This window comes from Mesorhizobium sp. M0598 (genome assembly GCF_040320865.1).
Classification (GTDB): Bacteria; Pseudomonadota; Alphaproteobacteria; order Rhizobiales; family Rhizobiaceae; genus Mesorhizobium.
Map to the genome: position 1 here is coordinate 262508 of NZ_JAMYQL010000001.1, position 25364 is coordinate 287871.

Here is a 25364-nt window from a genome sequence, read left to right on the forward strand (position 1 = left end):
AGCGTTTTCTCTTGTTTCACTTCGCCAGACGTCAACTGGAGGAACGAATCATGGCTAAGGGTGCGATGAAGGCAGGCAAGGAGGCCCGCAAGCCGAAGAAGGACGCGAAGAAACCGGCTCCGGCGCCGGCCCTGAAGGCACCGCCGGTGAAGGCGATGAAGCTGAAGGACAAGTAGGGCCGCAGCTACCGTTTCGGCTTATCTCGACCGGCCGCAAACGCGGCCGGTATGATTGTTCACTAAGCTCACGCGCATCCCCTATGGATGCGGCGAAGGCAATTTTTGCGCTTTTCAAGAAATCGGCCGGAAGCCATCGAAACGGAGCGTTCCGATGTCGTGGATCTTCCTGTTGTTCGCCGGACTGTTCGAGATCGGCTGGGCGATCGGCCTCAAATACACCGACGGATTCTCGAAGCCGCTGCCGAGCGTCCTGACGGTAGCCTCGATGATCGTCAGCCTGACCTTGCTCGGCCTGGCGCTGAAGGCGTTGCCGGTCGGCACCGCTTACGCGGTGTGGACCGGCATCGGCACCGTCGGCACGGCGCTGTTGGGGATATGGCTGCTCGGCGAGCCAGCGACGGCGATCAGGCTGGCCTGCATCGCGCTAATCGTCTGCGGCATCATGGGACTGAAGCTCGCGGCTTAGCCGATTCTGACGGACGAACGCGTGCGGGGCCGCTGCAAGGCGGCCCCGATTCTTGAATTCCGCTGATCAGCGCCGGAAAGCGCTATCGCGCGGAGAAGCCGGGCGGCGTCCTGCCGGTGCGCTGCTTGCGCGCCGCATAGCGCGCATCACGCTTGGCCTTGCGTTCCGCCTCGTCGGCAAGAAAACGGGCGATGCGCTCGTTCTCTTCAGCTTCCCGGATCTTCGCTTCGGCCTGTGCGGCTTCTTCCGCGGCGATGCGTGCCGCTTCGGCGGCTGCCTCGCGCTCGGCCTTTTCGGCCGCTTCGCGCGCCAGCTTTTCCTGCTTCAGCCTGGCCTTTTCGGCCTCGCGTATCGCGCGGGCCTCGAGGATCGCCTTGCGCTCGGCCTGTCGTGCCAGCACCGCTGGATCGTCTGGCGCCGGCTTTGCCTTGAAGCGCTCCAGAAGCGCCTTCTTTGCCTCGTTTGCGGCATTGCGCCGCTCGAAAACGTCTTTTTCCCTATAGATAGCCAAGTCCACTTCCCTGAAGTCAATTTGCGAGGCTTACATACGCGCGAAAACCGAGAGTTCAAGCGCCAAAACGGTATGCCAGCCATGAAATTCTGATCTGTTGCAGCCGGGAGACGCCATTTCGATTGAATTCGGCTGAAAGCCACCCGCACTGTTCACCATCCAGGCATCTGGCGGGGCGGCGGACTGATCGCTACGTGTAGCGCCAAGACAAAACGCTGAGATGACACACTATGGAACTCGGTCTCTACACCTTCGCCGACGTCAGCCCGGAACCAGCTCCCGGTGCGATCGGTGCGCATGAGCGGTTGCGCAACCTGATCGAGGAGATCGAGCTCGCCGACCAGGTCGGGCTGGACGTCTTTGGTCTCGGCGAGCACCACCGTCCCGACTATGCTGCCTCGGCTCCGGTGGTGGCGCTGGCGGCAGCGGCCGAACGGACCAAGCGCATAAGGCTGACCAGCGCTGTCACCGTGCTGTCGTCCGACGATCCGGTGCGCGTCTTCCAGCAGTTTGCCACCCTCGATCTTCTGTCCGGCGGCCGTGCCGAGATCATGGCCGGGCGCGGCTCGTTCATCGAGTCCTTTCCGCTGTTCGGCTACAATCTCGAAGATTATGACGAGCTCTTCGCCGAGAAGCTCGACCTGCTGCTCGCCATCCGCGATCATGTCAAGGTGACCTGGTCGGGCAGTCTGCGCGCGCCGATCAACGACCGCGGCGTCTACCCGCGGCCCTTGCAGGACAAATTGCCGATATGGATCGCCGTCGGTGGAACACCGCAATCCGTCGCCCGCGCGGGCGTGCTCGGGTTGCCGCTGGCACTGGCGATCATCGGTGGCGAGCCGGCGCGGTTCGCACCGCTGTTCGACATCTACAGGGATGCAGCCAGGCGCGCCGGCAACGATCCGGCAAGCCTTGCCACCAGTCTCAACGTCCACGGCTTCATTGCCGACACCACGGACCAGGCAGCCGACGATTTTTACGGGCCGCAGGCCGAGGTGATGAACCGCATCGGCCGCGAGCGCGGCTGGGGGCCGACATCGCGGGCGCATTTCGACCAATCGCGCGGCCCAAACGGCGCGCTGTTCGTCGGCAATCCAGAACAGGTGGCCGAGAAGATCATTGCCCAGCACAGGATATTCGGCAACGACCGCTTCCTGCTGCAAATGGCGATCGGCACCATGCCGCACGCCAAGGTGATGAAGGCCATCGAACTCTACGGCATTAAAGTCGCGCCGATCGTGCGCCGGGAAACTGCGAAGGCCGTTCCCGCCGTGGCGGCGCCGGTTGCCTGATTCCCAGTCACCTGATTCATTGGCAAGGCCGCGAGGCGGCCTTGCCGGTGACGCCGGCTAACGGAACCTTGAAGCGACAGAGGCGTTTTCGCCAACGGTCTGCACCAATCGCGGTGTGCCGCCGAGGGTCAGAATGAAAGCCGAACCCGACGCTTCGGGCGCAAGCGCTGCCGAAAGCCCGGATCCGCGCGTCGAGGCGCGGGCGGATGCGCATCTGATGCGTTCGCTGCTCGTCGGCATCTTCATCCTCATGGCGATCTACGCGCTTTACTTCGCCCGCGCCTTCTTCATGCCGGTCATTCTGGCTTTCCTGCTGGCGCTGACGCTGACGCCGATCGTTCGCTTCCTGCGCAAGCATGGCATGCCCGATGTCATTTCAGCGACACTGTTGGTGCTGCTTTCGTTCTGCCTCGTCGCCATCGCGGGATATCTGCTCAGCGGCCCGGTCATCGACCTCATCAACAACACCTCGACGATCGGCCAGCAGCTTACCGAACGTCTGGCACAACTGCGCCGTCCGTTCGAACGGATCGTGGAGATTTCGCGCCAGATCGAGGGCCTGACACAGACATCCCAGGAGCCGGGCGTTCAGAGGGTGGCGACGGCGCCATCCGGTATTCTCTCGCAGGCCGCCGGCAATGTGCTGTCGGCCGGCGCCAGCGTTACCATCGTCTTCGTCCTGTCGCTGTTCCTGCTCGCCTCGGGCACGATGTTCTATGAAAAGATCGTCCAGTCCTTCCCCAGTCTCAGCGAAAAGAAGCGGGCGCTGCGCGTCGTCTACGACGTAGAACGTGAAATCTCGCATTATCTGCTTACTGTCACGGTCATCAATACATGTCTCGGCGTGGTCATCGGGCTCGGCCTGTGGGCGCTCGGCGTGCCCAACGCGCAGGTCTGGGGCGCGGCAGCGGCTCTGCTCAATTTCCTGCCCTATATCGGGGCGCTGACCACCATCACGCTGGTTACGATCATCGCGCTGATAAGCTTCGACACGATTTCCTATGCGCTGCTGGCGCCGGCCTTCGTTCTTATGTGCGATGTCGTCGAAGGCCAGTTCGTGACGCCGACGGTGGTCGGCCGCCGTCTCGAAATCAACGCAGTGGCGATCCTCATCGCCATCGCCTTCTGGTCGTGGCTGTGGGGTTTTGTCGGCGCGCTGCTGGCGGTGCCGCTGCTGGTCGTCATCAAGGTGTTCTGCGATCATTTCGACGGTCTCAGCCATGTCGGCAATTTCCTGGCGGCGCAACACACGGCGGCGATCGAGGACGAAGAGATTCCCGAGGTGAAAAAGTAGCGGCTTAAAGGGTCAAAAGCGTCCCCCGATGGGGCAGATCACGACCTTGCATCGGTCGCACGTCCGTTGTGCCCTCAGCGCTCCATCAACATTTTGAATTTGCCGCCTCGGCAACGGCTTCCTACATCCCTTCGGCCCACAGGAAACCCGCGCCGATGACCGTTCTTTCCGTTCTCGACCTGTCGCCGATCGTCGAAGGCAGCAACGCTTCACAGTCACTCGCCAATTCGCTCGATCTCGCCCGTCATGCCGAGCGGCTGGGTTACCGGCGCTATTGGCTGGCAGAGCACCACAATATGCCGGGCATCGCCAGCGCCGCCACCTCGGTGGTCATTGCCCATGTGGCCGGCGGCACCAATACGATACGCGTCGGCGCCGGCGGCATCATGCTGCCCAATCATTCGCCGCTGGTCATCGCCGAGCAGTTCGGTACGCTTAACGCTCTGCATCCTGGCCGCATCGATCTCGGCCTCGGCCGGGCGCCCGGCACCGACATGGCCACGGCACGGGCGCTGCGCCGTAACCTCGACGCTGGCGCCGACAATTTCCCGCAGGACGTCGTCGAGCTGATGGGTTACTTGCAGCCGGCCGAAGACGGCCAACGCATCCGCGCGGTGCCCGGCGAAGGCGAAAAGGTGCCGATCTGGATTCTCGGTTCCAGCCTCTACGGCGCGCAGCTTGCCGCCATGCTCGGCCTGCCCTACGCCTTCGCTTCGCATTTTGCGCCGGCCGAGCTCGACCATGCTCTGGAGATCTACCGCTCGCGTTTCCAGCCTTCGGAGCAGCTCGACAAGCCTTATGTGATGCTCGGCCTCAACGTCTTCGCCGCTCCTTCCGATGCCGAGGCGCGGCTGTTGTTCACCTCGCTGCAGCAGGCCTTCGTCAATCTGCGCACCGGCCGGCCCGGCCGATTGCCGCCGCCGGTCGAAGGATATGAGCGCGACCTCGATCCAATGGCCAAGACCATGCTCGGCCAAGCGCTTTCCTGCGCCGTCGTCGGCTCTCCCGAAACGGTCAGGCAAGGCATCGAGGCGTTTGTGCGCCGCACAGGCACCGACGAGCTGATGGTCACAGCGCAGATTTTCGACCATGCGGCGCGGGTGCGCTCGTTCGAGATCCTCGCCGACGCTCACAAATCGCTGTCGGAAGCTGCCTGAGAGTTGGTTCGCCACTTGCCACTGTTGCGGGCAAGGCCGGAACATCGCGAACAGGTGTGCGAAGACATAGCGAACATTTCGCGCGTTTTACGCGGAGGTTTTCGATCCGTCATGCTCGTCCGTTAGCGGGAAACGCGGCGTCCACTAAATGACGATCACCTTGGTGCCGATTGTGGCGCGGTCATAGAGATCGATGATGTCCTGGTTCATGAGGCGAATGCAGCCCGCCGACACAGCTTTGCCGATGGACCACCATTCAGGGCTACCGTGCAGGCGATATCCAGTGTCACCCTTCTCGTTGAAAAGATAAAGCGCCCGCGCCCCGAGCGGGTTCACGAGTCCGCCCTCCATATGGGCCGGTATGATGCGGCCTCGCTTCTGCTCGCGCACGATCATCGCGGACGGCGCGCTCCAATCCGGCCATTCGCGCTTCCTCGCAACGTGAGCAGTGCCATGCCACTCGAAGCCCGCCTTGCCGACGCCGATTCCGTAGCGCAGCGCCTGACCGTCTCCCAACACGTAGTAGAGGAACTTCGCTCCTGTATCGACAATGATGGTGCCCGGCGCCTCTTCAGTCGCATAAGGCACTGTCTGCCGATGGAACTTTTGGTCAACCTTGTAGATCGGAACCGGCGGAACGCGAAAACCGGCGTCGGTGAGGCCGCCATAGGCCGAGGGGAAAGTCTTAAATGCGCCGCCGGTGGTGCAGCCGAAGAATGCGACCATCCCAGCAAGTACCAGCCCGATTAGGATCGATTTCACGCGCATGACTCAAGCCGGCGCCCGTGTGGGCGATCAGCCGCATCTCGTCATATTCCTAAACCGACATGCTTCGATTGCCAAGATTTTCCTGACTGTCGGCTGGCTGATTGTTGGCCACTTGGCTCGATCGGCGCCGCGTCCTTCAATTGCTCGGTTTTCGAACGACGAACGCCCGTAGTGGCTGCGAAGGCCGGGGTCGGCAGGACAGAGGGAGCGCTGTCCGTCCGGCATTGCAAAGTTTCTGACAGAGCCCAAGCGCTACGCGCTGACGCTCTGCGCAGTCGCACCTAGCGGACGGCATGAATTGCGGATCATCAAGCGTCCCTTGAGCGTCAGCTTGCGCGGCGGCGCATCCCTGTTTCCGGCGAGCCGGTCGAGCAGCAGATTGGCCGCCTGTTCGCCAATCGCCTGCACCGGCTGTGCGACCGTGGTCAATTGCGGCCGGAACACATCCGACCACGGAAAGTCGTCGAAGCAGGCGACCGAAATATCCTCCGGACATGACAGGCCGATATCGCGAATGGCCTTCATGGTGCCGATCACCATCGGGTTGTTGGCCGAAAAGATGGCGCTCGGCCGGTCGTGCAGCGAAAGCAGCTGCATGGTGGCGTTGTAGCCGTCTACTTCATGGAAGTTGCCGAAGCGGACGAGTTCGGCCTCGGCCGGCAGGCCGGCGGCCTGGAGGGCCTCGCGGTATCCCGCCATGCGGTCATGCATCGGCGAGATATCGAACGAGCCGGAGATGTAGCCGATGCGCCGATGGCCGAGATCGATCAGGTAAGTGATGGCGTCGAACACCGCGCGCTGATTGTCGAGAACGACGGCATCGGTGTCGACACCCTGGCAAACACGGTCGAGCAGCACGACCGGCACATTGGCGTCGTCGACAATCCGTTTGAGGATCGCGCCGTCACCGACACGCGCGACGATCAGTCCGTCGACCATGCGGTCGAGCAGCAGCCTGATCTGGTCGTCCTGCGTGTTCAGGTGCTCGTCGGTGCAGCACAGCATGACGGCGTAGCCGGCCCTGTCGAAAGCCTGCTGGATGACCGAAACCACGTCGGTAAAGAACGGATTGGTGATGTGTGGGACGGTGAGCCCGATGGTGCGTGTGGTGCCCATCTTCAGGCTGCGGGCAATGGCGTTGCGCTTGTAGCCGATGTCGCGGATCGCCTGTTCGATGCGCTGGCTGAGCTCGGGGCTGACGGTCGCGGTGCCGTTGATCAGCGCCGATACGGTGGCCACGGAAACACGCGCCGCTTCGGCCACATGAAGCATGGTCGGTGCAGTGGATTTGCGCTGCTTTTTTCGTCCTGACGCTGTCATTTTCGAAACGTTTCACCACTCCGCGGCAGCAATACGTACGGAATCTTATGATTTTGCGCAAGAATTGAAATGGAACAATCTTACGCTCCAGATATTGGCTTGACATGATCGAAACGTTTAGATTAGCGTTTGAGGCGTTAGGTGACGACGGAGGGAGGCCGTCCTTGTCATGCAGCACGGCAATTCCATCCCTGCGGAAGGCGCTACGGCGGACGGCTCGGCTATCGTGCTGAGGGCCGAGCACATCTCCAAATCCTTCGGCGGTATCGCAGCACTCGTCGATGTCGGCTTCGAGCTGCGGCGCGGCGAAGTCCATGCGTTGATGGGCGAGAACGGCGCCGGCAAGTCGACGCTGATGAAGATCCTGTCCGGCGTCTACACGGATTATATCGGAACGGTCAGTATCGATGGCCACCCGGTGCGCTTTACCGGCGTCCGCGAGGCCGAGCGCGCCGGCATCGCCATCATCCACCAGGAGCTGAACCTCGTCCCCGAACTCAGCGTCGCCGACAACATTTTTCTCGGCCGCGAGAAGCTGATCGCCGGGCTGATCGTCGACCGCAAGGCGAGCAGCCGCGCTGCCGGCGCGCTCTTGCAAAGGCTCGGCATCGAGCTCGACCCGGATGCACGCGTCGGTGCCTTGCGCGTCGGCGAACAGCAACTGGTCGAGATCGCCAAGGCGCTGTCGATGTCGGCACGCATCCTGATCATGGACGAGCCGACCTCCGCCCTTTCGCCAGCCGAATGCCAGCGGCTGTTCCGCATCATCCGCCAGCTCGCCGACAGCGGCGTGGCGATCGTCTACATTTCGCACCGCATCGACGAGGTCATGCATCTGGCCAGCCGGGTCACGGTGTTTCGCGATGGACGCCACGTCCTGACGCAGGCGATGGACAAGCTCGACGAAGACGCCATAATTTCGGCGATGGTCGGGCGAAACCTGCTTGCTTCCTCCCAGGAACACCGCATCCCCGGTGGCAACACCGTCCTTTCCGTAAGCGAGCTGTCGCTGTCGAAGCCCAATCGCCATGGCTGGCGCACCGTGCTCGACGGCGTCAGCTTCGACCTTGCCGCCGGAGAAATTCTCGGTATCGGCGGGCTGCTGGGCTCGGGCCGTACCGAAATCCTGGAAACCATCTTCGGGTCCAGCGGCGGACGTGCCGGCGGTGAGATCAGGCTCGGTGGCGAGGCTGTAGAAATCCGTTCGCCGCGCGATGCGCGCCGGCTCGGCATCGCTCTGGTCACGGAAGACCGCAAGACGCAAGGCCTGCATCTCGAGGCCTCGATCACCGACAATGTCGCGCTGCCGCTGGTCGGCGCGCTGGCGCGGTTCGGCGTGCGCTCGCTGGCCGGTGAGCAAGGGCTGGCACGGGACGCCGTCAAGGCGCTCGGCATTCGCTGCGAGACCGTCGAGCAGCCGGCCGGCACGCTCTCCGGCGGCAACCAGCAGAAGGTCGTCATCGGCAAATGGCTAGCGACGAGGCCGCGGGTGCTGCTGCTCGACGAGCCGACACGCGGCATCGATGTCGGTGCCAAGCGGGAAATCTACGATCTCATCTTCAAGCTGGCGCGAGACGGGCTGGCGATCGCCGTCATCAGCTCGGAATTGCCGGAGCTGCTGCATCTTTCCGACCGTATCCTGGTCATGGCCGACGGCCGCCAGACGGGAATCCTGTCCCGCGCGCAAGCCAGCGAGGAGGCCATCATGCGGCTTGCGGCGGCGCGACGGACGATGACGAGGCCTGCCGCATGAGCATTTTGCATATCCTGTCCCGGACGAAGCTCTATTGGGGCCTGATCGCCATCTTCCTGATCGGCGTGCTCGGCTCGCCGATCAGCTCCAAGGGCAACAACATCTTCCTGTCCTACGGCAACCTGCTCGATGTGCTGCGCCAGGTGTCGACCACCGGGCTGATTGCCACCGGCATGACTGCGGTGATCATCACCGGCGGTATCGACCTTTCCGTCGGCTCGCTGATGGCTATCTGCACGGTCGTCTGTGCCATGCTGCTGACGGTCCCCGGCGTGACGCCGGCGGTGGTGCTGGGGGTGCCGACAGTTGCCCTGGCAGCCCTTTGCCTCGGCATTCTCGTCACTCGTTTCATCCTGCTGAACATCGAAAAATCCCGCGCCGGCGCGCAGGCCACGCACGACATCAGGTTGGACAGCGTTCGCGGGCTGGTGACACCCGGCATTGTCGGGGTGATCCTGTGCAGTCTGGTGCTGTGGTTCCTGCTGCCGCAGGTGGGCTCAAAATTCGGCGTGCTCGGCGTGCTGCTGGTGGCGCCTTGCGTCGGCCTGCTGTTCGGCGCGCTCAACGGCTTCATCATCGTCGCCGGGCGGCTGCAGCCGTTCATCGTGACGCTGGCGATGATGGTCACTGCGCTCGGCATCGCCCGGCTGACAGCCGGCCAGAACAATGCGGTGCTGCCGGTCTACACCGGCTCGAATGCCACCGCCGATTTCGAAATGCTGCGCTCGCTGGTATTCGGCGTGATCCCGATGCCGGGCCTGTTCTTCCTCGGCGCCATCCTGATCTACGGCGCCGTGCTGCGCTTCACCCCGTTCGGCCGCTATGTCTATGCGATCGGCGGCAATGAGGAGGCGGCGCGGCTGTCGGGCATCGCCGCAGGCCGCGTGAAGATCGCCACCTATGCCGTGTCAGGGCTGCTGGCCGGCATCGCGGCGGTGCTCTATGTCGCGCAGTACCGGCAAGGCAAGCCGGACGCCGGCGCCGGGCTGGAGCTCGACGCGATTGCCGCCGTGGTCATCGGCGGCACCAGCCTGATGGGCGGACGCGGCAGCCTCACCGGGACGTTCTGCGGCGTGCTGATCTTCGGGCTGCTCTCCAACATCCTGCAGCTGCACAACATCAATTCGAACCTTCAGCTGGTGCTGAAGGGGATGATCATCATCGGTACCGTGCTCGTACAGGAGCGCAGTGCCGGTGATCTTCTCTTCTATCTGCGACTGCCCGGCGGGCAAGCGCACAAGGAAACGGCCGCGGCAAAGCGGCCGTCGCAAGAGACCGCGTCTCTGAATATTGGAGGAAACAAGAAATGAAACGACGTGAATTGTTGAAGCTCGCCGGGCTGACAGCGGCACTCCTGACCACGACCGCCATGCTTGCCGGCGGCGCCCATGCGCAGGACAAGAAGTGGAAGATCGGCTTCTCGCAGGTGACGACCATCGAACCCTGGCGCGCCCAGTTCAACAAGGACATCCTGGCCGAAGCGGCCAAGCATCCGGAAGTCGAGCTGATCATCACCGACGGCGAGGACAAGACCGAGAAGCAGGTCGCCGATGTCGAAAACCTTATCCGTCAGGAGGTCGATGCGCTCTTGGTATCACCGAAAGAATCCGCCGGCCTGACCGGTGTCGTGCAGCAGGCGATCGATGCCAAGATCCCGGTCTTCGTGCTCGACCGCAACGTCGAAACCAACGACTACACGCAGTTCGTCGGCGGCGACAACAAGCTGATCGGCCGGGCTGCCGGTGAATATGCCGTCGAGCTGCTTGGCGGCAAGGGCAAGGCCGCCGGCAACGTTGTCGAGATCTGGGGCGGCATGGGCACCCAGCCGGCACACGACCGCCATGACGGTTTCCATGAATTCACCGACAAGGAGCCGGGCATAAAATACCTGCTCGACCAACAGTCGGGCGACTGGAAGCAGGACCAGGCCTACAACATCATGGCCACGGCGCTGCGCAACAACGAGAAGATCGATCTCGTCTACGGCCACAATGATCCGATGGCCTATGGCGCCTATCTTGCCGCCAAGGACGTCGGACGTGAGAAGGACATCAAGTTCATCGGCATCGACGGCCTGCCCAATGAAGGCGTGCAGCTGGTCGCCAATGGCGAGCTGACGGCGACGTTCACTTATGTGACGCCGGGCGCCGAAGGGCTGCGGCAGGCGATCAAGTTCCTGAACGGGGAGAAGGTGGAAAAGACCATCACCCTGCCGACGCAGAAGATCACCAAGGAAAATGCCGCCCAGATCCTGAAGGACAACGGCCTCTGAGACGAGGCTTTCCTGCCGGGCGTTCAGCGCCCGGCAGGAACAACAACCAAACGCCGGCAGGCAGCAGATTAAGCCAGCTTGGCCAGCAGCTTCATGAAAATGGCCGCTTCCTTGGCGGAAAGCGGCGCCAGCGTTTCCTGCGTAATCTCACGGGCAAGCGGAATCAGCCGCTCGATCGCGTCGCGCCCCTCGGCGGTCAGATTGACCAGCAGGCGCCGTTTGTCGATTTCGTGTTTGCTAAGTTCGACAAAGCCACGCGCTTTCAGCCGGTCGATGACGCCCTTCACGGTCGCCGCATCCATGGCGATCAGGCTGCCAAGCTGGTTTTGCGAGGTCTCGCCGACGTCGCGCAATTTGGCCAAAGCGGCAAATTGCGGCGGCGTCAGATCGGCGATGTGTGCGGCGAAGATCGAGACATGGCGCTGATGCGCCTTGCGCAGGATGAAGCCGACCTGCTCCTGCAAGCGATAGTCGTTTTCGTCAGGCTCCTCGGCCTCGACCAGCTTGAGCAGATTGTCCTCGGCGCTCACCGCAGCCCATCCCATGCCTTAATGTCCTTGGCCGCCAGCCCACCCATGCGGTCGTGCACGCGCGGGCCGCAGGTCATGGCGAGGCAAAACAGGATCTCGTCGGGACGGGGGCCGTCGCTGATGCCGATTTCCATGGCATCGAAATGGCTGCGCACATAGGCGGCGTTGATGTGGCCGAGCGGCACATCGAGCCGCGCGCCGAAGCCGCCGACCTTCTTCGCCGAGGGCACGATCGCCTTGGCGTCGCCGAGCCGTTCGCGCATGGCATAGCCGCCCGGCACATGCCACAGCGCGCCATGCTCCAGCTCGCCCGCCATGCCGACGATGGCGCCCTTGCCGTAACCGTCGATCTGTTTGAGATCGCCGCCCAATGCGGCAATAAGCCTGTCGGAGAGCAGCAGCCCGAGCGGCTTCAAATCCTCCATGGCGCTCTGCAGTTCCTCGACGTAACGGCCGGCGAACGGGTTCTTGACCACAGCCATGGCCGCCGCGCGGCGCCGCGGCACCTTCGCCACCGGCCCGCCTTCGTGAAAAATCTCTTCGGTCAGCACGGCGATCTTGCGGATCGGAAACTCAGGCATGAGCAATTTCCCTCTCTAAAGCTTTATTGGCGAGCGCCATCGGACCTGCGATGCGCGCCTGACCGCCGAGGAAAAGCGCCGCGGCGGCAATCAGGCCGCGCCGCCGAAACTCCTCGGCAACGGCAAATCCGCCTTCCAGCGCAATAGCGATTTCAGCGGCGGAAAGCAGCCCCACGCCCTGCGTCACCAAACGGTCGCCGAGGTCGCTGTCAGGTGCGAGATCGCGCGCCCGTATGCGCCTAACGGCCGGATGACCGGGCAGGTCGACGGCGTTGGCGATCAAGGTCGCGGCGGCATCGGCTTCAGCACCCGTTCGCGCCAGCACCGTGACCGCGTCGGCGATGCCCAGCGAAAAGGAGCGGCCGCGCCAGCCGCTTGTCGCGACACCGCGGATCCCGTCTTCGGGGCGGATCGTGAGACGATCTGCCAACCCATGACCTGTCCCGGCAATGGCAAGCGTCATCGACTGCCCGTGGCCGAGATAGATCGCGCTGTCGCCGCCATTGTTGACATAGGCGCGCTCGAGCCGGCGGCCGGCAAGCAGCGCGCCAAGCACTTCGTCGGCTACCGAGCCGGCGACGGCCGCCATCGGTGTGATGAATTGTTTCGCTAGCGGAACGACCGCCGCTTCCATGCGGCGCGCCGTCGGGCCAGCGAAAGCACGTGGCCGCGAGGCGGCCGGGCGCCGCAGTTCGGGCAACTCTTCGACCAGTTCGGGCAGGATTGTCTGGAAGCGCGCCACTGCCTGGCGATATGCGGCGCTGCATTCACTCGCCTCGCCGAATGACTCGACGATCAGGTCGATCGGCCCATGATTGAGGTGAAGCCTCCGGCCGTCCTCGAGCCAATGCGCCTGCGGGCCGTTCATCGCCCGGCCCCGTTTGCGGTCGCGCGACGCAACTGCGCCAGCGGCGGCCAGGGATTGTCACGGGGTGCGGCCGTGCCGCGGCGCGGATTGAGATATTCGCCGCCCTTGGCCAGGATATCGTCGACGCTGCGGATTTCGCCTTCGTAGCCGCCAAGCCTGACATAATCGTCGCGGCGTATGGTGAACTCGATCGGCGCCACCAGCGCCGGGGTCGGCACATAGCCGAAGGCGCCTTCCGGCACGCGGGTGACGTCGACCATCAGCGTGATGCCGCCGCCCGGCCAGACATAGACCGGCGCGCCGCCGACCGTCACATAGGTCGTCAAGCCCTGCACCGAGCGGGTCAGATTGACCGGGTTCTCGGTGACGCCGGCGCGCAGCGAGCCGCCGGCGCCGCCGACGAAAAGCACGGTGCAGAGCGCCGGCTCGCAATTGTCCTCGATCAGTTCGACCGACTTCCGCAGCCGCTCCGGGAACGGTTTCTGGACCGGCTTCAATTCGTCGTCGAGCTCGTAATAGGCGAATTGCTCGCCGGTGGTCGAGACCATCAGCAGCGACATGCCGGGGCGCGCACCCTTTTTGGCGTTCCATTCACCAAGGATCGACAGCGGGTCGGAAATGCTGGTGCCGCCCCAGCCGAGGCCGGGCTCCGACACCTTGAAATAACGGCCCGGCGTCGAACGGCGGCCGATGATCTTGATGCCGGTATCCTGCCAGCCAAGCACCTTGCCGGCCTGATGCTCGGAGACGACGCCGGTGATGTGGTCATCGACCACCACCACCTCGTCGACAAGGCCGCGCCATTGGGTCGCGAACATGCCTATGGTAGCCGAACCGCAGCCGACGCGCATGCGCTGCTCGAGCTTGCCGTCGATGACCGGCGGCTTGCCGGCTTCGACGATGACGGTGGCGCCGCCGTCGATGACGAGTTCAACCGGTCTGCGGTTGCACAGGGCGAGCATGGCGTCGCAGGTGGCGCGCCCTTCAGCCTTCGAGCCGCCGGTCAAATGATGTACGCCGCCCAGCGACAGCATCTGCGAGCCGTATTCGCCGGTCGTGACATGGCCGATCGCCTCGCCTTGGGCACGGACCGTCGCCGTTTCGGGGCCGATATGACGGTCGGTGTCGATCTTCACCTTGACGCCGCAATAGGAGAAGATGCCCTCGGTGACGACGGTGACCAGATCGACGCCCTCGACCTCCTGGCTGACGATGAAGGGCGCCGGCTTGTAATCGGGATAGGTGGTGCCGGCGCCGATGGCGGTGACGAAGCGGCAGCCGGTGTTGACCAGTTCGCCGTCCCATGCCTCGCCTTCTTCGGCAAAGGGTACGATTGCGGCGCCGGTCTCGGCCGCGTGGTCGAGGATGGTCAGTGGATCCATCCGCACGATCCTGCCGCCAACATTGCCGTAGCGGTCGCAGGCGCCGGTGCGGCCATCGGCGATGTAGCACATGACCGGACAGGCATCGCAGCGGATCTTCTCGGCCACCAGCTTCTCGCCGGGATCGTGTGTCTCGAAGCGTTCGGCAAGCTCGCTCATCGGCGCGCCTCCTTGTCGAGGATGGCGGCGCGGATGCGGGTTGGCGTCGCCGGAATTTTGGTGACCAGCACACCCGTGGCGTGGCGGATGGCGTTGAGGATCGCCGGCGCCGTCGGGATCAGCACATGCTCGCCCAAACCCTTGGCGCCGAAGGGTCCTTCCGGATCCGGAACTTCTATCAGGATGGTCTCGATCGGCGGCACGTCGCCGATCGTCGGGATCAGATAGTCGTGCAGGTTTTCAGTGCGGCCGGGGATATATTCTTCCATCAGCGCCATGCCGATGCCCTGGGCGATGCCACCCTCGATCTGGCCCTCTGCCAGTAAAGGATTGATGGCCTTGCCGACATCGTGGGCGGCGGTGATTTTTATAAGCTTCACGGTGCCGAGCCTGAGGTCGACCTCCAGTTCGGCGATCTGGGCGCCATAGCCATAGACGGCATAAGGCTTGCCTTGGCCCTTGGCATCGAGCGGCAGCGTCGGCGGGTCGTAGCTTTCCTCGGCGCGAAAGACGAAGCCTTCGGCGTCTACCTTCAGCGAGGAAAGATCGATGCGGCGCGTCGCTTCGCCTTCCCTGATGCTCAGGCTTGTGCCGTCCAGCGCAATCGCCGCCTTTTCCGAGACATTGGCGAAACGCAAGATCTCATCGCGCAAGGCGCGGCCGGCCCTTTCGGCGGCCTTGCCGGTGACGAAAGTCTGGCGCGAGGCCGAGGTCTTGCCGGCGTCGGGGGTGATCGCCGTGTCAGCGCTTTTCAGCATGAATTTTTCGAGCGGAAGACCCAACGCATCGGCGCAGATCTGCGCGATGACGGTGTTCGAACCTTGCCCGATATCGACCGCACCCTGATGCAGGACGACTTCGCCCGATGCCGAGATGCCGACCTTGATGCTCGACGGATTGGGCAGCGAGGTGTTGCCGCAGCCGTACCAGCAAGAAGCGATGCCGACGCCGCGTTTTTTTTCGCTGCTGCTACGGGCGTTGAACGCGTCGGCGTCAGTTAGGGCACGCCGCCAATGTGAGCGCAGGGCCTCCAGGCAGTTGGCGATGCCGACGCCAGACTCGAGCCGCTGCCCGGTGACTGTTTCGGATCCGTTCCGAAGGCAGTTCTTCAGGCGAAACTCGAGCCGATCCATGCCGAGCCTGTCGGCCAGCTCGTCATAGAGGGTCTCCTGCATGATCGTCGCCTGCGGCACGCCGAAACCGCGAAAGGCGCCGGCAATCGGGCCATTGGTGTGGATGGCGCGGCCTTCGGCGCGATAGTTCGGCGTCGCATAGGGGCCGGAGGCGTGCACCGGCACGCGGTTGGCGACCGTCGGCCCCCAGCTGGCATAGGCGCCGGTGTTGAAATCGCCGGCGAAGACCATGCCGGTGATGCGGCCGTCGGCAACGGCGCCGATGCTCGCTCTCATCTGAGCGGGATGGCGCTTGGTGGTCGAGATCATCGATTCGGTGCGGCTATAGGCGAGCGCCGCCGGCCGGCCGGTTTTCATGGCGACGAGGCCGATGAGCGGTTGCAGCGAGACGTCGAGCTTGGAGCCGAAGCCGCCGCCGGTGGCGGTCGGCACGATGCGCACCTGTTCCGGGGCAAGGCCGAGCACTTTTGCCGTGTCGTCACGGTCCATATAGGGCGCCTGCGTGCAGGCGACGACGACCAGCGTGTCGCCGTCCATGAAGGCATAGCCGGCTTCCGGTTCGATATAGGCATGCTCGACATAGCAGGTGTCGATGGCGCCGGAAACGACGAAAGCCGCACCGGCGAGCGCGGCTTCCGGGTCGCCACGCTCCACGAAGCCGGAGGTGAGCAGGTTCGAGGGCCGGTTTTCATGGACCAGTTGCGCACCGCCGGCCTGCGCTTCGCCAGTTTCCAGAAAATGCGGCAACTCGGTCCAACTGACAGGAAAATCGGCAAGGTCGAGATCGAGGATAGCCTCGCGTTCGCCGGCAACCAGCGCCACCGCCTCACCGCGAAAGCGCGAAACCCCTTCGGCCAGCGCCGGCTGGTCGGCGAAGGGCGCGATGACGCCGAAACAATTCTTTCCCGGAATGTCGGCGGCGGTGAAGACGCCGGCAATGCCAGGACGGGACTTCACCCAGCTGCCGAGATCGCCGAAGCTGAAGGCGGCATGATAGTGCGGTGAGCGGACCACCAGCACCGACAGCGCATCGGCGGGGAAGGAATCGCCGCCGAATTTTTCGCCGCCAGTGACTTTCGGAAGGCCATCGAGGCGGATCGGGGAGGAGCCAACGGCATGGCCAGAGGATGGCATGCGCTGATCGAGGCCGTCGGCGTGGCGCCAAGCATCCATCACCGCGGTGACGATCTTGCGGTAGCCGGTACAGCGGCAGAGCACGCCGCCAAGTGCATCCTGCGTTTCGGCCTCGCTCGGGCAAGGCGTCCTGTCCAGGAGTGCCGTTGCCGCGACCAGCAGGCCGGGCGTGCAGGCGCCGCATTGCGCTGCGCCATGGCTGAGGAACGAAGCCTGCAGCGCCGACAACCGGCCATTGGCGAGGCCTTCGACTGTCGTCACCACGGTGCCGGAGGCGGAAGCCGCGGGCATCAGGCAGGCGCAGACCGGCTCGCCGTCGACCAGCACCGTGCAGGCGCCGCAATCGCCGGCATCACAGCCGATCTTGGTGCCGGTCAGCCGCAACTCGTCGCGCAGCACCGCGGACAGCCGCCGCACCGGCGGCACACAAACGCTGACGGCGGCGCCGTTGACTTCGAAGGCGATGTCGGCGCGCTCCATGCCCATCAGGCCGCCGCCCTTTCGTCGGGAACAGCGCCCATCGCACCAAGCACGGCGCGGGCGACGATCTCGCGCGCAGCGTCCAGCCGATATTCGGCGCTGCCGCGCACGTCGCCGATCGGCGACAGCTCGTCCATCGGTGCGGATTGGATCGCAGTGGCCAGCGCGTGGCCGACGGGCCGGCCGCGTAGCGCCGCCTCGACACCCGCCAGGCGCCTGGCGACAACCGAGCAGGAACCGACGGCGACGGCCGCGTTCCTGACCATACCATCTTCGACGGCCAGGCGTGCGGCGGCCATGGCGATGGAGATGACGAGATAACGCCGCGCGCCGAGTTTCACGAAGGCGGAGCTGCCGGCGGTCGCGGGTTTGGGAATGCGGATTGCCGTGACCATTTCGCCGGGCTGCAGTGCGGTGCGACGGTTGCCGAGGATGAATTCTGCAAGGGGCAGATGCCGGGTCGCCACAGCGGAACGCAGTTCGACTTCGGCATCGAGCACCAGCAGCGCCGGCACGCCGTCGGCGGCCGGCGAGGCGTTGCAGAGATTGCCGGCAATCGAGGCAACGTTCTGGATCTGCACCGAGCCGACTTCCCGCGCCGCCTGCTTCAGCGCGTCGAAAGCCGCCGGCAGAGGATGGCGGACGAGATCGGTCCAGGTGGTGCGCGCGCCGACGAGCCAATGGTTTTCGGCTTCGGCAATGCCGCGCAATGCCACCAGGCCATTGATATCGAGGACATTGTCGCGGAAAGGCTTGCTGCCCTGTGCCGGATAGAAGTCGGTGCCGCCGGCGAGGATGCGCCATTGCCCTTCGCCCAGCAAAGCGAGGGCGTCGTCGACCGTGGTGGGTTTTGCGTAACGGATCACGCTTTGCCTTCCCAGAATGGGCTTCCCGAGAGGGGATCCTGCCGAAAGATTTTCCCGAGCATTCAAGGCAGGAAATTCATTCGTATGCAAATGATATCAAGCCGGCAGGAATTGTCAAAGCCAGAGTTTGCACGGCTGTTGGCACCGGTGCACCCGGAACGCATTTGTTATGCCATGAGAGGTTGACGCAGCCGGCCATCTGGTCAAGTTTCTGCGTCCGGTCGCGTTTTCATTGGAGCCTAAGCTCAAGACCAAGAAAATAAGGAGGCTCCATGGCCGACGAAGCGCTTGTCGTTATCGACCTGCAGAACGATTTCTGCCCGGGTGGCGCCCTTGAAGTGGCCGGTGGCGACGAAATCGTGCCGTTGGTCAATGACCTAATCCGGCGGACCGAGCACGTCCTGCTGACGCAGGACTGGCACCCTGCCGGCCATTCGAGCTTTGCCTCCAGCCACCCCGGCAAGCACCCGTTCGAAACGATCGACGTGCCTTATGGCCACCAGACGCTGTGGCCGGATCACTGCATCCAGGGCAGCCTGGGATCGGATTTCCATTCGGGCCTCGCCTGGAGCAAGGCCGAGTTGGTGATCCGCAAGGGGTTCCGTCCTGCGATCGACAGCTATTCCGCATTCTTCGAGAACGACCGGACGACGCCGACCGGCCTTGCCGGCTATCTCCGGGATCGGAACATCGAGACGCTGACCCTGGTCGGCCTGGCGACGGATTTCTGTGTCGCCTTTTCGGCGCTCGACGCGGTCAAGCTCGGTTTTGAGACGTCCGTGCGGCTCGACGCCTGCCGCGGCATCGATCTCAACGGCTCCGTGGAGAGGATGCTGGGCCGGATGCGCGATGCCGGCGTGACACTGATTTGAACGTCATCCAGCCGAACCTGACAGACTTTTGAGGGGCTTCATGCGGTTTGCGGCGTTGACGGCAAGTGCTGCACTTATTGCAGCAATCTTTTCTCCGAGAGCGGTTCTCGCGGCCGAAGCGCACGAATTGCCGGGCGCCGCCATGTCGCTTTGGTGGGTGCTGCCGTTTGCCGGGCTATTGCTTTGCATCGCGACCGGCCCGCTGCTGTTCCATCATGCTTGGGAGCACCATTACGGCAAGATCGCTGCCTTCTGGGCAGCGTTGGTGATCGGGCCGCTGGCCATCGCCTTCGGCATCCCGTCCGCCACGCAGGCGGTGCTGCATGCGCTGCTCACCGAATACATGTCGTTCATCATCCTGCTGTTTGCGCTGTTCACCATTTCGGGCGGTATCTTCGTTGCCGGCAACATACACGGCACGCCGCTGGTCAATGCCGGGCTGTTGCTGGGAGGGGCGCTGCTTGCCTCGATCATCGGCACAACCGGCGCCTCGATGATCCTGATCCGGCCGCTCATCCGCGCCAACGACAACCGGCGCTTTAACGCCCATGTCGTCATCTTTTTCATCTTCCTGGTGTCCAACATCGGCGGGTCGCTAACGCCGCTGGGCGATCCGCCGCTGTTCGTCGGCTTTCTGCGCGGCGTCGATTTCTTCTGGACGACAGTTCACCTGCTGCCCGAGACGCTGTTCGTCGCCGGCGTGGTGCTGGCTGTTTTCCTGGCGATCGACATCATCATGCATCGCCGGGAGGAAGGCGCGCCGAAGATCAAGGATCCGACGCCCGACAGCAAGGTGCGCATTCGCGGCCTGGCCAACATCCCGCTACTGGCCGGCGTAATCGCCGCGATCCTGATTTCCGCTGCCTGGAAGCCGGGGGTGAGTTTCTCTTTTCAGGGCGTCAGCCTCGAGCTGCAGAACCTGCTGCGCGACGCCACCATCCTGATACTGGCCTTCACCTCGCTTGTCGTCTCGCCGAAGGAATTTCGCGGCGCAAACGCCTTCAGCTGGGGGCCGATTGCCGAGGTGGCGAAGCTGTTCGCCAGCATCTTCATCTGCATCGTGCCGGTCGTCGCCATATTGCGGGCCGGGCTCGACGGCGCGCTGGCGCCGTTGGTGCTGCTGGTCAGTTCGCCGACCGGCGCGCCGGACAACCTTGCCTATTTCTGGCTGACCGGAGCGCTGTCGTCCTTCCTCGACAATGCGCCGACCTATCTGGTGTTCTTCGAGCTGGCTGGCGGCGATGCGCAGCATCTGATGACCGAGTTCGCCTCGACGCTGGCGGCGATCTCGGCCGGCGCGGTGTTCATGGGCGCCAACACCTATGTCGGCAATGCGCCGAATTTCATGGTCTATGCCATTGCCAGGCATCGCGGCATCAAGATGCCGAGCTTCTTTGGCTATATGGCATGGTCGGGCGCCGTGCTGATCCCGACGTTCCTGCTTGCCGGCTTGCTGTTCTTTGCCTGATCAGCCGACGCCGACATAGCGACGGACCGCCGAGGGATCGGCACGCAATTCCTCGACATCGACCGTCTCGCGGTTGCGGCCGTTTTCGATGAAGCAAACGCGGTCTGCGACCGACAGCACGGCATCGACGCGCTGCTCGACAAGAATTGTCGACACGCCAAGCGCACGCAGCTTCGACACCGTTTCGCGGATCTTGGCGATCATCGACGGCATCAGCCCTTCGGTCGGCTCGTCGAGCAGAAGCACCTGTGGTTCCAGGCACAGGGCGCGGGCCATGGCCAGCATCTGCTGCTCACCGCCGGACAGCGTGCCCGAACGCTGCCTGAGGCGCTGGCGCAACAGTGGGAAGAGATCGAGCACGTTTTCGCGCGTCGCCTTGCCCTTGTTGCGGGCTATCAGGCCGATCTCGATGTTTTCCGCCACCGTCATCTCGGCGAACAGCCGCCGGCCCTGCGGCACGTAGGCGACGCCGGCTTTGGGCACCTCGTGCGCCGGCAAGCCGGTCAATTCCCGGCCTTCGAGCCTGATCGAGCCGGCGGCTGCCGGCACCAGGCCCATGATCGCCTTCAGCGTTGTCGTCTTGCCGGCGCCGTTGCGGCCGAACAGGCAAAGCACCTCGCCCTCGTTCAGAACCAGATCCAGCCCATAGAGCACCTGGACCTCGCCATAGAAGCAATCGAGCCCGGAAACGGTCAGTGCCTTGGACTGGACCTCAGTCATGGGTCGTCCCCAGATAAGCGTCCTGCACCGCGGCATTGGCGCGGATCTGCTCGGGCGTACCTTCGGCCAGAATCCTGCCGGCGTTGAAGACGGTGATGCGGTCGGCGAGTTGCATGACCACCGGCATGTTGTGCTCGATCAAAAGCACGGTGGCGCTATCGGCGATCTCGCGCACCAGCTCGATGAAATTGTCGATCTCGCTGTCGGCCAGCCCTTGCGTCGGTTCGTCGAGGATCAGCAGGCGTGGCTTCAGCGCCAGTCCCATCGCCACTTCCAGCAGGCGCTGGTGACCGTAGGACAATTGCCCGGCCGGCATTTGCGCGCGATCGGCAAGGCCGGTGCGCTCGAGAGCCGCCATGACGCCGGTGTGAACCGCGCCCTTCGAACGGCCATCGGTCAGCGTGCGCTGCACCGGCAGGGCGACATTGTCGTAGGCGCTGAGATTGGCAAAGACGCTGGTGATCTGGAAAGTATAGGCGATGCCAAGGCGAACCCTGGCGTAGGCAGGCAGGCTGGTGATATCGGCGCCGTCAAAGATGATCGTGCCCGACGAGGACTGGATGCGGCCGCTGACCAGGCTGACGAAGGTGGTCTTGCCGGCGCCGTTGGGGCCGATGATGGCGCGAATCTCGCCCGGTATCAGCGCGAAGTCGACGCCGTCGACGGCACGCAAGCCGCCGAAACTGCGCGACAGGCCTTTGGTGGTGAGCAGCGGCATCATGGCAACCACCCGAGCCAGCGCTGGCGGATGCTGCCGAGAACGCCTCTCGGGAAGAACAGCACCAGCAGGATGAGCGCTATGCCGACGATCAGCAGATAGGCCGAGGTGTAGCCGCTGGCGACGTCGATGACATAATACATGAACAGCGTGCCGATCAGCGGACCGAGCGTGGTGGCGGCGCCGCCCAGCAGCACCCAGAGCAGCGGCAGGATGGAATATTGCACCGAAGCGAAGCTCGAGCCGATATAGCCGAACAGCAGCGCATAGGCCGCGCCGGAAGCCGCGCAGATGCTGCCTGAGATGACGACGGCGGCGAGCTTGTTGGAAAATGTATCGTAGCCAAGCATTTTGGTCCGCTCTTCGTTCTCGCGGATGGCGACCAGCACGCGACCGTAGCCGGAGCGGACTATCGCCAGGCTTATGAGCAGCACGATCGAGAAGAGTGCCAGCGCGCTCATATAGCGCACGGTCGGGTTGGTGAGGTCGAGTGACGTGCTGCCCAGGACAAGGACACGCATCGGCTGCGGCACGACCATGCCCTGGTCGCCACCGGTCCAGGCAGCGAAATAGAGGATGACGAGATAGAATACCTGCGCGAACATCATAGTGACGATCATGAAGGCGACGCCGAAGGTGCGCAGCGCCAGCAGCCCGATCACCAGCGCGAGAAGCGCGCCGCAGGCAAGCCCGGCTGCGAAGGCGGCCGGCACGCTCCAGCCGAGATGGATGACGGCAAGGCCGGCGCCATAGAGCCCGGCTGAAAAGAACATGGCATGGCCGAGGCTAAGCAGCCCGACATAGCCGAACAGCAGATTGTAGCCCATGGCGAAGACCGCCAGCACCATGATGCGGGCGAGCAGGCCGTGATGGTATTCCGGCAGGACGAAGCTAAGCCCGAAAAGCAGGGCGATGACGCCGAGGTGCAGCGCATATGGCTTTGCCGGCGAAGCATCCTTCATCGCGATGTCGTCCCGAACAGGCCCTGCGGCCGGAACACCAGCACCATGGCGACGAGCAAGGTGGCGATGATCTTGGCCAGCGTCGGTGAGAAGAACACCGAGATGATGCCGTCGGAAAGGCCGATCAGCACCGCGGCGACGACCGTGCCGCGCAGCGAGCCGAGGCCGCCGATGATGACGACGATGAACGACAGCAACAGCGGGTCCTGCCCCATCAGATAGTGGGCCTGGCTGATCGGCACGATCAGCACCGCGGCGACAGCAGCCAGCATGGCGCCGAGCGCGAAAACACCGGCATAGACTCTGGTCACCGGGATGCCGAAGGCCTGCGCCGTCTCGCTGTCATATTGCGTGGCGCGCATGACGAGGCCGATTTTCGTGCGCGTCAGCACCAGCCAGGTCGCGACCAGCAGCAGCGCCGACGCGGCGATGATCGACAGCTTGTAGCCGGAATAACCGAACCACGGCAGGAGGATGCGGTAGCTGAACGGCGGCTCCACCGGCCGCGCCTCCGGGCCGTAGAAGGTCAGTGCCAGTTGCTGGATGATGTAGAGCATGCCGATGGTGGCGACGATGGTGGCTTCCGGATTGTAGTTGAGCCGGCGCAGCACCAGCCGTTCGGCGAGCAGCGCGATCAGGCCGACGATCAGCGGCGCCAGCACCAGGGCGGCCAGGAAGCCGAGCGCCGGATGGCCGGATATCGCCGTAGAGATCGCCCAGGCAAGCACCGCGCCGAGCATGAAAAACTCGCCATGCGCGACATTGACGACGCGCATGACGCCGAACACCAGCGACAGGCCAAGCGCCGTCAGCGCCAGCACGGCGGAGGTGACGAGGCCTTCGAGGGCGGCGAGGAGCAGGTGGGGTCCGAAGTGCATCGGCTAAGCACCGGCGGATGCGCGAAGCACCCCCCTCTGGCCTGCCCTCTTTGCCAAAACTTGGCATCTCCCCCTCGAGGCGAGAGATTGGCTGTCATCACCGCTTTCGCCAATCGTCGAGGTCGGAAAGCGGCCGCCTTCGCAGGAACTGCCAATCTCCCCCCTTGAGGGGGAGATGTCCGGCAGGACAGAGGGGGGTGGGCCGAAGCGCACTGTGCTTAATGAAACCAAGCTCACAGCGTCTGCGTCGTGTAATCCCCCTCAGGCTCGTAGAGGCCGTCGTCGATCTTGGTCTTGTGGACGACATTCAGCCGGCCGCCTTCGACCTTGGAGATGTACTGGATACCAAAGCACTGGTGGATCTTGCCGTTGAAGGTTTTCGGTCCCTGCGGATGCTCGGGCCCCTCGGCGAACTCGGTCAACGCCTCGGTCGCCTCGACCAGCTTGGCGCGGTCTTCCGGGCCCTTGTAGCCGGCATCCTCCATCGCCTTCTTGACGACGTAGAGCGTTTCCCAGCAGCCGAACATGTGCGCGGCGGTGGAGACGTCCTTGGGATCGCCGACGGCGGCACCATTGTCGTCGATGCCGACGGCGGCGCGGTAGGCCTTCTGTGCAGGGGAATCGTCGGGCTGCGCGTAGCGCGGCGAGCCTTCCCAGAAATGGCTACCGTCGAGGAATTCGAGGCCGGGGCTGTTGATGTCGGTGGCTTCGAGCGAATCGATGAAGCCGAACAATTGCGGCCGATTGGAGCCGTAGAACTCGCCGAGCTCCTTGACGAAGGTGAGCACCGCCGGGCCGACCATGACGTGGTAGATCACCTCGGTCTCCGCGGGGATCTGCGGGAAATATTTGGTGAAGGAGGATTCCGTCGGGGGGATGGCGATCTGCGCAATGACCTCGGCGCCTTGCGCCTTCAGGGCCGGCGGAAGGTAGTCGCGATGGTCGTAGCCGAAGGCGAAATCGGGAAATATCTGCGTCACCTTCTTGCCGGCATTGGCGGCAATCCACGGTGCCATCGACTGGATCTGGCTCTTCACATCGGTGATGCCGGGCTGGAAGACGTAGCGGTTCAATTTGGTCGAGGCGACGTGGTGGCCTTCGCTGACAACGAAATAGGGCATCTTGGCCTCGCCGGCGGCCGGCGCCGAGCCGATGACGACATGCGAAAACAGCGTGCCGTAGACTATATCGGTCTTGTGCTGAGAGGCGAACTTGCCGACGACTTCGGCGCCCCGGCCGGGATCGGTGCCGTCATCCTCGATGATCACGTCGACCGGCCGGCCGTTGATGCCGCCGGCTTCGTTGATCGCCTTGACGGCAGCCGCTGTGGTCTTCTCGTACCAGCGGCCATAGGCGGCGCCGATGCCGGTGCGGTGCGACTGGAAGCCGATCTTGATCGGCGCCGAGCTCTGCGCCTGGCTGTAACGCACGAAACCCGGCGCGACGGCAAGACCGGCGCCGGCGGCAAGGCCCTTCAGCGCCGTGCGGCGGGTGAGAGCGGATCTGGAGAGATCGAAAAACCCATTCTTGTCAGTCACGGCAGTTCCCCTTGTTTTTGAGCTTTGACCAATGGCTGTAGCAGGCAGGCCACTCTTGTTAAG

24 protein-coding genes are annotated in these 25364 nt (G+C 63.9%); 10 read left to right on the forward strand and 14 right to left on the reverse strand.

Annotated features, from left to right (window positions below; all coding sequences use genetic code 11):
- Positions 1–50: 50 nt before the first annotated feature.
- Positions 51–176: a hypothetical protein gene (locus tag NKI59_RS01250; RefSeq protein ID WP_013528464.1), complete on the forward strand. Its 126-nt coding sequence runs from the start codon at positions 51–53 to the stop codon at positions 174–176.
- Between the two features lie 154 nt (positions 177–330).
- Positions 331–645, forward strand: a complete 315-nt coding sequence (sugE, locus tag NKI59_RS01255; RefSeq protein WP_352588587.1) for a quaternary ammonium compound efflux SMR transporter SugE — start codon at positions 331–333, stop codon at positions 643–645.
- Positions 646–727: 82 nt separating this feature from the next.
- Here the strand turns inward: sugE and NKI59_RS01260 are convergent, their stop codons facing one another.
- Complete coding sequence (locus NKI59_RS01260; protein ID WP_023676956.1) at positions 728–1156, reverse strand: DUF6481 family protein; 429 nt, start codon at positions 1154–1156, stop codon at positions 728–730.
- Between the two features lie 230 nt (positions 1157–1386).
- On the opposite strand from NKI59_RS01260, the gene NKI59_RS01265 reads away from it, so the two are divergent.
- The 3 genes from NKI59_RS01265 (at position 1387) to NKI59_RS01275 (ending at position 4899) form a co-directional block, all read left to right on the forward strand.
- On the forward strand, positions 1387–2448 hold the full coding sequence (locus NKI59_RS01265) for an LLM class flavin-dependent oxidoreductase (RefSeq protein WP_352701809.1): 1062 nt from the start codon (positions 1387–1389) through the stop codon (positions 2446–2448).
- A gap of 133 nt (positions 2449–2581) precedes the next feature.
- Positions 2582–3742: an AI-2E family transporter gene (locus NKI59_RS01270; RefSeq protein ID WP_352701812.1), complete on the forward strand. Its 1161-nt coding sequence runs from the start codon at positions 2582–2584 to the stop codon at positions 3740–3742.
- A gap of 155 nt (positions 3743–3897) precedes the next feature.
- Positions 3898–4899: an LLM class flavin-dependent oxidoreductase gene (locus tag NKI59_RS01275; protein WP_352701814.1), complete on the forward strand. Its 1002-nt coding sequence runs from the start codon at positions 3898–3900 to the stop codon at positions 4897–4899.
- Positions 4900–5043: 144 nt separating this feature from the next.
- Here NKI59_RS01275 and NKI59_RS01280 read toward each other — a convergent pair whose 3' ends face one another.
- On the reverse strand, positions 5044–5667 hold the full coding sequence (locus NKI59_RS01280) for a L,D-transpeptidase (RefSeq protein WP_352701816.1): 624 nt from the start codon (positions 5665–5667) through the stop codon (positions 5044–5046).
- Positions 5668–5919: 252 nt separating this feature from the next.
- Complete coding sequence (locus NKI59_RS01285) at positions 5920–6939, reverse strand: LacI family DNA-binding transcriptional regulator (protein WP_352449454.1); 1020 nt, start codon at positions 6937–6939, stop codon at positions 5920–5922.
- Positions 6940–7156: 217 nt separating this feature from the next.
- On the opposite strand from NKI59_RS01285, the gene NKI59_RS01290 reads away from it, so the two are divergent.
- The 3 genes from NKI59_RS01290 to NKI59_RS01300 are packed head-to-tail and all read left to right on the forward strand — an operon-like array spanning position 7157 to position 11012.
- On the forward strand, positions 7157–8740 hold the full coding sequence (locus tag NKI59_RS01290) for a sugar ABC transporter ATP-binding protein (protein ID WP_352701818.1): 1584 nt from the start codon (positions 7157–7159) through the stop codon (positions 8738–8740).
- Positions 8737–10050 (forward strand): ABC transporter permease, encoded by a 1314-nt coding sequence (locus NKI59_RS01295; protein ID WP_023676963.1) that lies wholly within the window; start codon positions 8737–8739, stop codon positions 10048–10050. Before NKI59_RS01290 ends, NKI59_RS01295 begins: the two co-directional genes overlap by 4 nt.
- The gene (locus NKI59_RS01300) at positions 10047–11012 is read left to right on the forward strand and encodes a substrate-binding domain-containing protein (RefSeq protein WP_254815861.1); all 966 of its coding nucleotides are present in this window, start codon (positions 10047–10049) and stop codon (positions 11010–11012) included. Before NKI59_RS01295 ends, NKI59_RS01300 begins: the two co-directional genes overlap by 4 nt.
- A gap of 68 nt (positions 11013–11080) precedes the next feature.
- Here NKI59_RS01300 and NKI59_RS01305 read toward each other — a convergent pair whose 3' ends face one another.
- Genes NKI59_RS01305 through NKI59_RS01330 form a run of 6 tightly spaced genes read right to left on the reverse strand, consistent with a single transcriptional unit; the run spans position 11081 to position 18145 of the window.
- Positions 11081–11542: a MarR family winged helix-turn-helix transcriptional regulator gene (locus tag NKI59_RS01305; protein ID WP_352578174.1), complete on the reverse strand. Its 462-nt coding sequence runs from the start codon at positions 11540–11542 to the stop codon at positions 11081–11083.
- Positions 11539–12123 carry an amino acid synthesis family protein gene (locus NKI59_RS01310; RefSeq protein ID WP_352701820.1) on the reverse strand — a complete coding sequence of 195 codons (585 nt, stop codon included), beginning with the start codon at positions 12121–12123 and terminating at the stop codon, positions 11539–11541. Before NKI59_RS01310 ends, NKI59_RS01305 begins: the two co-directional genes overlap by 4 nt.
- Entirely contained in the window at positions 12116–12991 is an 876-nt protein-coding gene (locus NKI59_RS01315) for a UPF0280 family protein (RefSeq protein WP_352701822.1), read from the reverse strand. Before NKI59_RS01315 ends, NKI59_RS01310 begins: the two co-directional genes overlap by 8 nt.
- Entirely contained in the window at positions 12988–14532 is a 1545-nt protein-coding gene (locus NKI59_RS01320; protein WP_352701824.1) for a 6-hydroxynicotinate reductase, read from the reverse strand. The genes NKI59_RS01315 and NKI59_RS01320 overlap by 4 nt, the downstream gene beginning before the upstream one ends.
- Complete coding sequence (locus NKI59_RS01325; protein WP_352701826.1) at positions 14529–17285, reverse strand: molybdopterin-dependent oxidoreductase; 2757 nt, start codon at positions 17283–17285, stop codon at positions 14529–14531. The genes NKI59_RS01320 and NKI59_RS01325 overlap by 4 nt, the downstream gene beginning before the upstream one ends.
- The gene (locus tag NKI59_RS01330) at positions 17285–18145 is read right to left on the reverse strand and encodes an FAD binding domain-containing protein (protein ID WP_352539932.1); all 861 of its coding nucleotides are present in this window, start codon (positions 18143–18145) and stop codon (positions 17285–17287) included. The genes NKI59_RS01325 and NKI59_RS01330 overlap by 1 nt, the downstream gene beginning before the upstream one ends.
- Positions 18146–18417: 272 nt before the next feature.
- Here NKI59_RS01330 and pncA point away from each other — a divergent pair, with 272 nt between their 5' ends.
- The gene (pncA, locus tag NKI59_RS01335; RefSeq protein ID WP_023676971.1) at positions 18418–19017 is read left to right on the forward strand and encodes a bifunctional nicotinamidase/pyrazinamidase; all 600 of its coding nucleotides are present in this window, start codon (positions 18418–18420) and stop codon (positions 19015–19017) included.
- Between the two features lie 40 nt (positions 19018–19057).
- Entirely contained in the window at positions 19058–20485 is a 1428-nt protein-coding gene (locus NKI59_RS01340) for a sodium:proton antiporter (protein ID WP_352701829.1), read from the forward strand.
- Here NKI59_RS01340 and NKI59_RS01345 read toward each other — a convergent pair whose 3' ends face one another.
- The 5 genes from NKI59_RS01345 to NKI59_RS01365 all read right to left on the reverse strand — a co-directional run bounded on the left by NKI59_RS01345 (position 20486) and on the right by NKI59_RS01365 (position 25301).
- Positions 20486–21205 carry an ABC transporter ATP-binding protein gene (locus NKI59_RS01345; protein ID WP_352701831.1) on the reverse strand — a complete coding sequence of 240 codons (720 nt, stop codon included), beginning with the start codon at positions 21203–21205 and terminating at the stop codon, positions 20486–20488.
- Positions 21198–21926 carry an ABC transporter ATP-binding protein gene (locus NKI59_RS01350; RefSeq protein ID WP_352701833.1) on the reverse strand — a complete coding sequence of 243 codons (729 nt, stop codon included), beginning with the start codon at positions 21924–21926 and terminating at the stop codon, positions 21198–21200. Before NKI59_RS01350 ends, NKI59_RS01345 begins: the two co-directional genes overlap by 8 nt.
- Positions 21923–22885 (reverse strand): branched-chain amino acid ABC transporter permease, encoded by a 963-nt coding sequence (locus NKI59_RS01355; protein ID WP_352701836.1) that lies wholly within the window; start codon positions 22883–22885, stop codon positions 21923–21925. The genes NKI59_RS01350 and NKI59_RS01355 overlap by 4 nt, the downstream gene beginning before the upstream one ends.
- Positions 22882–23763, reverse strand: coding sequence for a branched-chain amino acid ABC transporter permease (locus tag NKI59_RS01360; RefSeq protein ID WP_352455934.1), 882 nt, complete (start codon positions 23761–23763; stop codon positions 22882–22884). Before NKI59_RS01360 ends, NKI59_RS01355 begins: the two co-directional genes overlap by 4 nt.
- A 233-nt stretch (positions 23764–23996) precedes the next feature.
- Entirely contained in the window at positions 23997–25301 is a 1305-nt protein-coding gene (locus NKI59_RS01365; protein WP_352701838.1) for an ABC transporter substrate-binding protein, read from the reverse strand.
- Between the last annotated feature and the right edge of the window lie 63 nt (positions 25302–25364).